This window comes from Pedobacter caeni (assembly GCF_900129215.1).
GTDB classification, from domain to species: domain Bacteria; phylum Bacteroidota; class Bacteroidia; order Sphingobacteriales; family Sphingobacteriaceae; genus Pedobacter; species Pedobacter caeni.
Map to the genome: position 1 here is coordinate 699414 of NZ_FQUQ01000001.1, position 11919 is coordinate 711332.

Genomic DNA, 11919 nt, shown 5'->3' on the forward strand with positions numbered 1-11919 from the left:
TTTATTTATTCCTGACAGCTTTATATTCTTCATCTGTAACCTCTTCATACCAAATTGTAGGACCGTTTTGCCGGCCTGTAATTGCGACCTGGACAAATGCCGTATCCTGACTGGCACCATGCCAGTGGGGAGTGTTTGGTGGACATTTGATCACATCACCCTTACGAAGAATCACCTTTTGTTGCCCCTTTTCCTGATAATAGCCTACACCATCGGTTGCCAGTAAAATTTGTCCGGCAGGATGAGAATGCCACTTACTTCTGGCACCCGGTGCAAATGTGACATTGCCCACTGCATTTTCGTTTAAACTATCCGCATCTACCAGTGATTTTACCCACACCTCGCCCTTGAAATTATCATTTCTATTTTTATCCCCTTTTGGGAAAATAACCGATGTTTTTTCCGCTTTAGCAGCGTCTTCTTTGGGTCTATCATTACAAGCGTAAATCAGGGCCAGTAAGAATGCGAGATTGAATTTTAAAATATGTTTCATATTGAATGTGTTTATTTCAGGTATTGCTTAAAGAAGGCGTCTATTTTTTTAAGGGATACTTTCATGTACTCTGGTCTGTCGTAAAGATCGACATGTGAAGCTCCCGGAACAACAAAAAGTTCTTTAGGTTCGGCTGCTTTGTTATAGGCATCTTCACTGAAATATTTTGATACCGCTCTTTCACCAACAATAAAGAGTAAGGGACGTGGTGAGATCGTTTCAATTTGTGCAAAAGGAAAGAAATTCATCATAGGGGCCAGGCTGGTAAAGGAGTATCCTGCAGTCGAGTTAGGATGCCCACCTCTTGAGGTGCGGTAATAATCAAAAAACTCTTTTGTGTTTTCTGTTTCATTTTCGCCAAGAACTTCAGGAATGGCATTGATGTCTTTTCTCTTTTCTCCTGCAAATTCCCTGGTGCGTTGTTCCCCGATTTCATCCAGGGTTTTCATGCGTTGCTCATAAGTAACTACATCACCAAGGCCTTGTCGGCGTGCGCGGCCCATATCGTACATACTTACTGTAGCAAGCGCTTTGATGCGATGGTCAATTTGTGCTGCACTTACTGAGTATCCGCCACTGGCACATACTCCTAAAACGCCGATACGGTTTTTATCTACCAATGGATAGTTGCTTAAAAAGTCCACTGCTGCACTGAAATCTTCTACTTTGATTTCCGGCACTTCAATATGTCTTGGGAAGCCAGCGCTTTCCCCATGAAAGGAAGCATCATAGGCCAGGGTTACATAACCAAGTTCAGCAAGTTTTTGTGCATGTAATCCGGATGTCTGTTCTTTTACTCCTCCAAAAGGATGCCCCACTACGATCGCTGCATATTTTTTGTTATGATCGTAGTTTGGTGGAAGGAACAAATTAGCGACTACATTAATCTGAAGCCGGTTTGGGTAAGACACCTTTTGGATTTTCACCCCATTTTCTCCATCTCTTAAGGGGTATATTCTGGTGTTCAGCAATTCTGCAGCTTGCTTATTGCTGACATTGCTTTGAGCTTTTAAGGGATCAGTATCCACTGTCGACATCACTATTGTGGTCAGGATCAGCATCGCTTTTTTGATTTTGTTTATGTTTTGAAAATTCATTTTACTTTTTGTTTTTAAGTACTTCATTTAATACGGATTCAGCTGAGTTACCTGCAGCTGCACCGATGTTTGATTTTATAATGCCAATGAATTGCCGCAATTGCTGAGATGTCAGGCCAACATGGAGGCAAATGTTCATATGAGAATTCAGCATAGGTTCGGCTCCGCCAATGCTGCTGAGCACTGCTATTGTTACCAGTTCTCTATCTGTATAAGTCAATACGTCACGTTCAAAAATATCGGCAAACAAATGCTCTTTGAGAAATATTTCTATTTCAGGGGCAAAGGCAGCATAGCCTGTTTTTGGTCCATCCTGCGACGCACCGGTCAGTTCTTCCAGGATCACTTTTCCCCGATCGTATTTACTTCGTTCATCTTTAACAGGGGAGGCATTGGGGCCCTGGTTGTCACTGATCCCTTTGGCCTTTCGCTCCTCCAGTACTGTCATCAATGTTTGAAGTCCGCGAATGCTTCGTGGAAATCCGCAATAGGCATACAGATGAACAATCACTTCTTTTATCTGGTTAACGGTTAAACCTGCATCAAGCCCCGAGTTCAACTTTGTTTTTAATGTTGTTAAATCGCCTTTAGCCGTAAAAGCGGCAATAGTGACCATGTTTTGTTGTTTGGAGCTCAATGTTTTTTCCATGGTATTTTTTTGCTGTGCCCATACGGGAGCATTTGTACCGATTGCTGCAATTAATAATGTGAGAGATACTTTAAGGAATAATTTCATGTTTAATGCTTTGATACAAAGATCCGGAGAACGAAAACTTTAAAAGGTAGATAGATTACGGGGATGACTACCAATATTACTGATCCAATCCCTTTTCCTTTAACCACCCGGACATCTGATTGGCTATTTCAATATTGTTTAAATCCGAAAAAGGAAAGTGCGTATTGCCTTTGATTCCTATTTCCGGCAGATGTATTACTGTTGCGTCACCACCATGTTTGTTAATTGCAGCCGCCCAGATCTTTGCCATTTCCAGTCCGGAACGCCAGTGGTCTTTATTCCATACTTTCGTTGGCTCCTTTGCAATATTATCGCCGTAATAAATGATGATTGGTATTTTTGTAAGCTTATTAAAATCAGACAAAGGAATCTCCTGACCTTTTAATTCGCCAAAAAGACCGGCTGACTTTATCGGCGGGGGCAATTCACCTTCGGGAAACAGGAAACCACTATAGGGTTCCCAGGCCACAATACCTTTAACTTTTTCATTTTTTATAGCTGTAAGCCAACCCGGACCACCGCCTTGTGAATGGGTGATCAGAATACCTCCTCCAATTTCATCAAATAGTTGAGAAATTGCATCAGAAACCACATTGCCATCGAAACCACCTGTATTTGGGGTCATTTGCCTATAAAATTGTTCCAGAGCAGGAGCATCCTTTGGAAACTGAACGTTCGGGAAATAGTCCGGATAATTACCTATCCTGAATTGTGTAAACCAAAACTGTTCGTCTGCAGTAGGGGTAATGCTTGCAGCAACAGTGCTTTTACCTGCTTCTCCACGTCTTGGCTGATCAAGCAGGTAAACCCCGAAGCCTCTTCTTAAAAAGATATTCTGAAAACCTTCTCTTCCATCAGGTGTGGTCTCCCATGTCTTTTTTGACTGTCCGGCACCATGCAGGAAAACTAAAGGATACCGATGAGCCTTTGCCGGAATCTGATAAAACACATAAGCGTGATCGCCATGAAGGGTTTGTCCCTGTGGTTTCAATGAATTGTTCAGGTCAAAATTTCCAGGTTCAGAAATCTTTGTTCCCCCAACGGAGAAACTGCCTTGCTGTTGAATCACCAATGGACCGTTGCCGATGTTCTGTTTATGCAGGCCACATGAGGCCAGCAGGACGGGGAGAAGAGTTATTTTAGCTATATTATTCATACAGAATTTCAGGAGTTTATGACTACAGGTGTTGATATTGATACCCAGGTAATCGGATGTATAGGACAAAGATGAAGACTAAAAATCAAGAGATTGGTATATACATTCCTGTATTTACTACCAATATTACTGATTGTACATGTGGTGTTATAGTAGAAACTTTCTAATGTCTATTTTTGTTTCAGAGAAACAACAGCAGCTATGGAAGAGACGATAAATTTCGCCAAGATCAGTGAGTATAATGCTTTCAATAATCAGGAAACTTTACATCCACTGGTAAGTGTGGTGCATTTGGATAAAGCCGAACCTCGCCAGCTTCGGCGTTTACGTTACGAATTTTATACTGTTTTCCTGAAACAGATCAAATGTGGTGACCTCCGTTATGGGCTTAATAATTATGATTATGAAGAAGGAACACTCATCTTTCTCGCACCGGGACAGGTGATCGGTGAAAATAAAGATGGGTATTATCAGCCTCAGGGAATTGCCCTTGTGTTTCATCCGGATTTGATCCAGGGGATGTCATTGGGAAATACCATTGGTAATTATTCTTTTTTCTCCTATGCGGTGAATGAAGCACTTCATTTGTCGGAACAGGAACGGAAAATCATACTGGATTGCTTCGCAAAAATTGAATATGAACTGCAGCATGCCATAGATAAACACAGTAAGCAGCTGATTGTCTCAAATATTGAATTGTTTTTGAATTACTGTGAGCGGTTTTATGACCGTCAGTTTATTACCAGGGACCAGGCCAATAAAGGGATTTTAGAAAAGTTTGAAGAATTGTTGAATGGCTATTTTGCATCAGAAAAACCATATTCCATAGGTTTGCCTTCTGTTGCCTATTGTGCAGATGAATTGCATCTTTCTCCCAATTATTTTGGTGATCTGATTAAAAAGGAAACGGGTAAATCAGCTCAGGAATACCTTCAGAATAAAATTATTGAAGTTGCGAAAAACAAAATCTTTGACCATCATAAAACAGTAAGCGAAGTCGCTTATGAGTTGGGTTTTAAGTATCCTCAACACTTTATCAGGCTCTTTAAAAAGCGTGTTGGAGTTACACCAAATGAATATCGAAGCCAATAGGATCAGCTGATGGCTTCGATAAGTCCTCGCCATAATTTATTTGTCTAACAGCTTTTCTGTTTTATTAAGAAAACCTTCAAGGGCGGTATTCATGTCCAATCCCATACGGTCTGCCAGGATGGTCAGCCACCAGATACATTCACCTAATTTATGTGATAACTCGGCATCGGTATTCCCACCTTTGGGCCACCGTCCTTGCTGCGACATGGTCAGCCTGCCAACCAAACCGGCATCGGTCAGAAATGCCAGGGCATCTTCTTCGATGGTCCATTCGCTACCATGGTTTTCTAGCTCTAACTGACGGTAAAGTGCTCTGATATTTTGAGATCTGGATATTACTTCGCTGAAATTTAGTTCGTTCATTATGATATTGTTTAAATGTTTATTTATGGTGCAAGATACCTGGTTTTGCCAGACACAACTAAACCGAATCTGTCTGAGTTGTAACCAAATAAACCAGACAAATGTTTTTTCGGTTACAAGTTCGTCCAAAACGGCAACATTAAGGCAAGGGCATGGAGCTACTTTTGGACTATGAAAACTATATTTATTACAGGAGCATCAGGCGGATTAGGAAAAGCATCCGCAAAACTATTTCAATCGAAAGGATGGAGGGTGATTGCTACTATGCGAAATCCGGAAAAGGAAGATGAGCTCAACATGCTGGAGAATGTAACGTTATTGGAAATGGACATAACGAAACCTGATCAGGTAGAAAAAGCCGTAACTGCAGCTATTTCTTCAGGTGATATTGATGTGGTACTGAACAATGCGGGTTATGGACTTACCGGGCCATTTGAAGCTTATTCAGCAACACAGATAGCCCGGCAGATCGATACCAACCTAACCGGCGTTTTCCGTGTTGCCCAACCATTTGTGAAATATTTCAGGGAAAATCAAAAGCAAGGTATATTCATTACCGTGACCTCGGCCGTTGCTATTGCGGCAAGTCCGTTCGCTTCGGTATATACCGCAACAAAGTACGCTCTGGAAGGCTGGTCTGAATCCATGAACTATGATCTGAATGCTTTCGGTATCCAATTTAAAACAGTTGCTCCTGGCGGCATTAAAACCAATTTCGGCAGTACCGCACTTGTACTGGAGCAACATCCTGCCTATGAGTTGGTTTGGAACAAGATGATAAAAGGTTTTGAGGATGGTAGCCTCATCCATTTTTCGGAGCCTGAAGAAATCGCATCTGTAATCTATGGAGCAGTAACAGATGGTCAGGACAGGCAGAAATATGCAGCGGGAAAAGATGCGGTCGCTTTAGCCCTCAGAAGAGAGAAACTGGGCTTTGAGCAGCACCGTAAAGAAATCACAAAATACTATCAGATTGAATAAGGAAAGAAATGAATACAACAGATAAACCGGGAGGGTTCGAGATGCTCCCTTTAAACTTAGAAGAATCAAATCCGGTGAAAAAACAATTGACTAGCTTAGTATTAAATTAACACTCTTTCTACACTGTACGATCAACATGAAAAAAGAAAATACGCTGCCAGTGATCTTTCAAAGCATATCAGCACTGCTTAAGGCCCTGGGGTTACCCAAACCAAAGCATCCTCTGATTGCGCTTGTTGATTATAAGGACATCAAGGTTGATACTTCGGAGCTTGGCAGGGGATATCTGCTTGATTTTTACAAGATCTCCTTTAAAGCTCATTTTTCGGGACAGATCAGATATGGGCAAGGACATTATGATTTTGAGGAGGGTGGTTTGTCTTTTACTGCTCCTAATCAGCTGATCGCTGCAGCTACGGAAGAAAAGGATTATAGCGGATATACCTTGTTATTTCACCCGGACTTTATCCGGAATTATCCATTGGGAAAGCAAATGATTAAATATGGTTTTTTTTCTTACTCCGTTGCAGAAGCTTTGTATCTCTCTGACGGAGAAAAGAAGATCATTTTTTCGGTTTTTGACAACATCACCATGGAACTTGATACCAATATTGATCATTTTAGCCAGGACGTCCTGATATCCCAGATTGAGGTGTTACTCAATTATAGCAATCGTTTTTATAGCCGGCAATTTATTACCAGAAAAATAGTGCACCATGATCTGATCGCAGAAATGGAAACTTATTTACAGCATATTTTCAAGACAGATCAACCCCTTGTTAATGGATTACCTACGGTGATGGAAATCGCAAATCACCTGAACGTCTCTCCAAGATATTTAAATGATATGTTGCGTTCATTAACAGGACAGACTACCCAGCAACACATTCACAACAAACTGATTGAAAAGGCGAAAGATATCCTGAGTTCAAGTAATCTGACGGTTGCGGAGATTGCTTATCAGCTTGGATTTGAGCATCCTCAATCTTTCAACAGGCTTTTCAAAACGAAAGTAAAAGTTTCTCCACTTGAGTTCAGGCAATCATTTGGTTAGCACACAATTTAATGGTTTTTTCAGTTACAATAATTGAGAAATCCGCTACAAAGCGTGATTCTCTACCGCCTAACTTTGTATGGTAATCATTCAAACTATGAAAAAAATCATTCAACAATTTATCATCGCTACAAATGCATTTGATGTAGAAGCTGCACTCAGGTTATTTGCTGATGATGCAGTGATAGACGATGTGTCTGTAGGCGAAAGATTTAAGGATACTAAAGGTGTGCGTGAGTATCTCGGGAAGTTTTTTGTTGGCTACAAAACTGTAACCAGGTTAGTATCTATTGAAATACTCGATGACCTGCATTTCAATGCACAGGTTGATTTCTCCGGGGATTTCGGTCATGAAACAGGCGGTCTGAATTTCAGCTTCAACACCGATGGCCTTATCGATACAATCGATGCCTATCTTGACTAATGGTAAGGATTCACTAAAAACAAAAGCGGCCTGCAGATTTTCAGGCCGCCTTTGCCAGGTCTCACCTTACTTCCATCTTAGAATGTTAAACTTATGCCCGTCAGGATCGGCAAAGGCACAGCCATACATGCTCTGAAATGCTTCTGGCGGACTAAATACATCTCCACCAGCAGCCTTAACTTTTACAGCCCAGTCGTTTACCTCTGCGTCTGTTTCGGCTGAAATGGTAAATATCACTTCGTTGCCCTTGCTCAAATCGGATAATTCTCCCTTCATTCCTTTTTTTAAGCTGTCTTCTTTAAAAAAGTGGATGATAAAATCATCCTCGCCAAATAAAAAGCTGACTAACTCATCGTTTTTCTGTCCATTTCTCTTAAAACCAAGTTTAGTGTAAAACTCCTCGGTTCGATCCAGATTTTTAGCGCCTAAATTGGCCCATATTTTTACTTTCATAATTAATTAGGTATTAGATGTATTGATTTTTATATCGCTTCATAACTTAGTAATACCGTCCCGCTTTTAAAAGATCGTGTATCGGTAAGTTTTAGCTTAAGTTGTTGCTGTATGCCGTTAAAAATAGAGCTGCCATTGCCAATAGCTATAGGGTCTATCATGATCTGGTAGTGATCGATCAAACCTGCTCCCGCCAGTTGCGTACATAGGTTGCCGCTGCCTAAAATGGTAATGCCTTTGGACGAGTTTTTTTTCAGTTCCTTCAGTTTTGTGACGATATCACCGCTGATGATGCGGGTATTTTGCCAGTCTGCAATTTGCAGGGTATTGGAACATACAATCTTTTCGGCATTGTTCATCCCTTTGGCTACCTCAGGCATCGCATCAATGGCGTTTTGTGTTGGCCACCAGGATGCCATCATTTGATAAGTGATGCGCCCAAACAGCAGAATGTTGTCCTGCCCTAAATTTTTAGCGCTGAATTCACCTTCTTCCTGACCGTGCTGGTGCCAGTCTATCCCATTATTGAGGTCTTTATAATAACCATCCAGGCTTATAAAATTAAATACACTTAGTTTGCTCATCGTATTTAGTGTGTTTGTTCATTACAAATTTCCGTAGATTATTGATGTTTTGCAGGTGGCATTGATGACAACTTACAGGTGCAAAAGTGACAAGTAAAACACCTAAATTAGTATAACCTAAAACCAATAAGCCATGCTAAATGTTTGCTTGTATATTTTTGATGAAGTTGTTCCATCCTCGGTAACCGGAGTTGTTGATTTACTGAGTGGCGCTAACCGTTATATGGAACGTGCCGGCAAAAAAGCGTCATTTGTCATTCATCTGGTGACGGAGAAAGGTCATCAAATCCCGTTCAACTTTGTTAATCCGGATATCCGACATCAAAATTACGAGGATGTATTAAAGGCCGATCTGATCATTATCCCTTCCTTTAGTGTGGGCAATGATGGCGTATTGATGCGAAATAAAGCTGCTATTGACTGGATAAAGGGAATGAGCGCCAAGGGTGCTGAAGTCGCCAGCTTGTGTGTAGGCAGTTACTTTTTGGCCGAAGCCGGATTGCTGGATGGTAAGGAAGTTACCTCACACTGGGCAGTAGCTGCCGACATGCAGAAGCTTTACCCCAATATCCGTATGAAAAGCGATTTGGTGATTACCGATCAGGATGGTGTTTATACCAGCGGAGGAGCATTCTCATCGCTGAAACTGATTTTGTACCTGATAGAAAAATTTTGCGGACGCGAAGCGGCATTGTGGATCAGCAAAATGTTTGCAATTGAGATGGATACGACCAGTCAGGCACATTTTAAAGTGTTTACCGGGCAGCACCAACACGATGATAAGAACATTCTGAAAGCCCAGCAATACATCGAGGAAAACTATAGTAACGATATCGGCATGGAGGAAGTATCCAGTCTCGCCAATATGAGTAAACGGAATTTCATACGCCGGTTTAAAGCCGCTACCAACAATACACCCTCTGAATACCTGCAACGGGTACGTATAGAATCGGCCAAGAAAGCCATAGAGATGAACCATAAAGACCTGCCCTTCATTATTGAAGATACGGGGTATAGCGATCTGAAAACGTTTAGAAAGGTATTTAGAAGGATAACCGGCCTATCGCCAATGGAGTACAAACGCAAATATGCCCGGGGATAAATTATACCACATTTATTAGCTAGCTTAAAAAAATAAAAGTATGAAACCGTTCATCATCAGCAGCTTGATTTTTACTGGTCTTTTGATTGGCCTGTTTACACCTGTATTGGCTCAGGGCGATGACCTTCCTGTAAGGGATCAGAAGAAGGTAGTCATTACCTCCAAAATCTTAAACGAGAAAAGATCATTGTGGATTTATACACCTGTCAATTATGAAACATCTGGTGAGAAATATCCTGTCTTATACTTATTGGATCCTGACCAGAATTTTGCTTATGTGACGGAACTTGAACGGTTTTTATCCGACAGGTACCGCATCCCACAGTTGATTATTGTTGGTATTGTAAACAATGACCGTGTAAAAGACTTTACACCTATACATTCCCTCATTTTTGAGGGTAAGATAGATAGCAACCTGCGGAGTACCGGGGGAGGAAAAGCGTTTCTAAGCTTTGTAAAAACTGAGCTGATTCCTTACATCAACAAGAACTACAGAACTCAGCCTTATCGTATTTTATCGGGGCACTCTCTTGGTGGGCTATTCGCTATGTACTGCAAGGAAGCTGAACCTGATCTTTTTCAATCGGAGATCGTGATCAGTCCGGCAATTTATGGTGGAAATATGGAAATTCTAGGCAGGTTTTCAGCTTTCCTTAAAGCGCATCCAAAGCTTCAGGGCAATCTGTCTGTTTCATTAGGTGATGAGCCTGGTGGTAAACTGGCTGTTGATTCCCTTGTGAATCAGTTGAAGTCTTTTGCTCCGAAATCACTTAAATGGCAATACAACTCCTTTCTCAAAGAAGATCATTTTTCTGTAGGATACAAGAGCATGTATGAGGGGTTAAGGTTTATTTATACAGACTGGTTTATTAACCCACAGGATACGTCGGTGGTAAGATCTTATCAGGACATAAAAACACATTTTCAGAAATTGTCTGCACAATTTGGATATGACATACAACCCGGCGAAGATTTTATGAATGAATGTGGTTACCGGCAATTGAACTTAGGGCATGTGGACCGGGGCATCGAAATATTTGCTCAAAATGTTAAAAATCATCCTAACTCTTCAAATGCTTACGATAGTTTGGGGGAAGCGTACTACATAAAAGGAAACCATAAGGTATCCCTCGCTTATTATAAAAAATCTGTATTGCTAAATCCAGGAAACAAGAGTGGAAAAGAAATGATCAGGAAGATCATGGCTAAGCTGTGATGTTTAAATTCTTTCTCATCATGATGTCAATCTGTTCATCATCACCCATTTTAAAGATGTGCTGATCGAAGGCAACAAATCCATTCTTGGTATAAAATTTTATTGCTCTTGGGTTTTCTTCCCAAACGCCCAGCCAGATAGCGGATTTCTTTAGCAACAGTGCAGTTTCCAATGCTTTTTCATATAATAGTTGTCCTACTTTTTTGCCGTGATAGCTGCTTAACACATAAATGCGCTCTATCTCAAGTGAACTGTCATCTTGTAGCTCCGTCTGTGCCCGGCCAGTATTTACTTTAAGGTAACCTACAGGATTTTGTTCGTCCCATGCGATGTAGAACAGGGATTCAGGATGGTTCACCTCCAGGCTCAATTTTTCCTGGTTGAAATGATCATCCAGATATTTTTTCATATCCGCTTCGGTATTACTCGAAGCAAAGGTTTCAAAAAATGTTTTTCTTCCGATTTGCTGCAGGGTGTCGATATCCTTGATGGATGCTTTAATAAGCTTAATATTTTCCATAGTTTTTTATAGTTTTCGAATGTAAGTCGCCAGGTCTTTTTCAACGGTATTGTCGCCTTTTTCCAGATGTTCAACAATTCGGTGTCGCTCGGCTTCGGTTTTATTCTGGCTCAATTTCTTTTGCCCCTGCAGGTCGGTAACTTCCAGTTCAAAAGCGACAATACCTCTCATCATGCCTTTTTTAAATTTGTCGGACAAGCTGTTCCATTGTGCCAAATAATTCTGGTCATAAAAGCTGATCATCTGTTCCAGGACTTTAGTTTTGGAATTTTCATCTTCAAGAATCTTTGCTTTGCCATAGGCATGTACCGAAATGTAATCCCAGGTAGGCACGCTTTCCTGTTTATCGTAATGAGCAGGGGATATATAAGCATGTGGTTCGGTAAAGAGGACCAAAGAGGTCGTTGCTTCGATGTATTTCGCCTGTTCGTTGGCAATGGCAAAATGAGAAGTTAAAACCAGTTTATCCTGTTGCTCCTCTATAAAAAAAGGCAATTGGGTAGCGATAGGGAGTTGGTCTTTATTGGTAATGATGGTTGCAAAACTATATTGCTTCATAAACGCAATCTTTTCCGCTTCGTCTTTAAACTGAAATTGATTCGGTACATACATAATTTTATCCCTTTGCTGTTGTACCGTCAAAAATAC

At 41.0% G+C, this 11919-nt stretch carries 15 protein-coding genes; 6 read left to right on the top strand and 9 right to left on the bottom strand.

The window, feature by feature from the left end; genetic code table 11:
- Window position 1 precedes the first annotated feature (1 nt).
- The 4 genes from BUC20_RS02865 to BUC20_RS02880 form a co-directional block, all read right to left on the bottom strand.
- The gene (locus tag BUC20_RS02865; protein WP_073227155.1) at window positions 2–493 is read right to left on the bottom strand and encodes a cupin domain-containing protein; all 492 of its coding nucleotides are present in this window, start codon (window positions 491–493) and stop codon (window positions 2–4) included.
- Window positions 494–504: 11 nt separating this feature from the next.
- The gene (locus BUC20_RS02870; protein ID WP_200800875.1) at window positions 505–1590 is read right to left on the bottom strand and encodes an alpha/beta hydrolase; all 1086 of its coding nucleotides are present in this window, start codon (window positions 1588–1590) and stop codon (window positions 505–507) included.
- 1 nt (window position 1591) lies between these two features.
- Window positions 1592–2326: a carboxymuconolactone decarboxylase family protein gene (locus BUC20_RS02875; RefSeq protein WP_073227161.1), complete on the bottom strand. Its 735-nt coding sequence runs from the start codon at window positions 2324–2326 to the stop codon at window positions 1592–1594.
- Between the two features lie 76 nt (window positions 2327–2402).
- Window positions 2403–3482, bottom strand: coding sequence for an alpha/beta hydrolase (locus BUC20_RS02880; protein WP_073229411.1), 1080 nt, complete (start codon window positions 3480–3482; stop codon window positions 2403–2405).
- A gap of 201 nt (window positions 3483–3683) precedes the next feature.
- Between BUC20_RS02880 and BUC20_RS02885 the strand changes: the two genes are divergently transcribed.
- Window positions 3684–4574 carry a helix-turn-helix domain-containing protein gene (locus BUC20_RS02885; protein ID WP_073227164.1) on the top strand — a complete coding sequence of 297 codons (891 nt, stop codon included), beginning with the start codon at window positions 3684–3686 and terminating at the stop codon, window positions 4572–4574.
- A gap of 36 nt (window positions 4575–4610) precedes the next feature.
- On the opposite strand, the gene BUC20_RS02890 is transcribed toward BUC20_RS02885, so the two are convergent.
- A complete protein-coding gene (locus tag BUC20_RS02890) occupies window positions 4611–4937 on the bottom strand; it encodes a MazG-like protein (protein WP_073227166.1) in 327 nt (108 codons plus the stop codon).
- A 171-nt stretch (window positions 4938–5108) separates the two neighbouring features.
- Between BUC20_RS02890 and BUC20_RS02895 the strand changes: the two genes are divergently transcribed.
- The 3 genes from BUC20_RS02895 (at window position 5109) to BUC20_RS02905 (ending at window position 7396) form a co-directional block, all read left to right on the top strand.
- The gene (locus tag BUC20_RS02895) at window positions 5109–5918 is read left to right on the top strand and encodes an SDR family oxidoreductase (protein ID WP_073227169.1); all 810 of its coding nucleotides are present in this window, start codon (window positions 5109–5111) and stop codon (window positions 5916–5918) included.
- Between the two features lie 136 nt (window positions 5919–6054).
- Window positions 6055–6972 (top strand): helix-turn-helix domain-containing protein, encoded by a 918-nt coding sequence (locus BUC20_RS02900; protein WP_073227172.1) that lies wholly within the window; start codon window positions 6055–6057, stop codon window positions 6970–6972.
- Between the two features lie 97 nt (window positions 6973–7069).
- Window positions 7070–7396: a nuclear transport factor 2 family protein gene (locus BUC20_RS02905; protein ID WP_073227175.1), complete on the top strand. Its 327-nt coding sequence runs from the start codon at window positions 7070–7072 to the stop codon at window positions 7394–7396.
- A 66-nt stretch (window positions 7397–7462) separates the two neighbouring features.
- Here the strand turns inward: BUC20_RS02905 and BUC20_RS02910 are convergent, their stop codons facing one another.
- On the bottom strand, window positions 7463–7849 hold the full coding sequence (locus tag BUC20_RS02910) for a VOC family protein (RefSeq protein WP_073227178.1): 387 nt from the start codon (window positions 7847–7849) through the stop codon (window positions 7463–7465).
- Window positions 7850–7878: 29 nt separating this feature from the next.
- Window positions 7879–8433 (bottom strand): dihydrofolate reductase family protein, encoded by a 555-nt coding sequence (locus BUC20_RS02915; protein WP_073227180.1) that lies wholly within the window; start codon window positions 8431–8433, stop codon window positions 7879–7881.
- 133 nt (window positions 8434–8566) lie between these two features.
- Here BUC20_RS02915 and BUC20_RS02920 point away from each other — a divergent pair, with 133 nt between their 5' ends.
- The gene (locus BUC20_RS02920; protein ID WP_073227182.1) at window positions 8567–9535 is read left to right on the top strand and encodes a GlxA family transcriptional regulator; all 969 of its coding nucleotides are present in this window, start codon (window positions 8567–8569) and stop codon (window positions 9533–9535) included.
- 40 nt (window positions 9536–9575) lie between these two features.
- Entirely contained in the window at window positions 9576–10751 is a 1176-nt protein-coding gene (locus tag BUC20_RS02925) for an alpha/beta hydrolase-fold protein (RefSeq protein WP_073227184.1), read from the top strand.
- Here BUC20_RS02925 and BUC20_RS34045 read toward each other — a convergent pair.
- Both BUC20_RS34045 and BUC20_RS34050 read right to left on the bottom strand, forming a co-directional pair.
- Window positions 10741–11271 (bottom strand): GNAT family N-acetyltransferase, encoded by a 531-nt coding sequence (locus BUC20_RS34045; RefSeq protein ID WP_073227186.1) that lies wholly within the window; start codon window positions 11269–11271, stop codon window positions 10741–10743. The two genes, BUC20_RS02925 and BUC20_RS34045, sit on opposite strands and share 11 nt — an antisense overlap.
- 6 nt (window positions 11272–11277) lie before the next feature.
- Entirely contained in the window at window positions 11278–11883 is a 606-nt protein-coding gene (locus tag BUC20_RS34050; RefSeq protein ID WP_073227189.1) for an FMN-binding negative transcriptional regulator, read from the bottom strand.
- Between the last annotated feature and the right edge of the window lie 36 nt (window positions 11884–11919).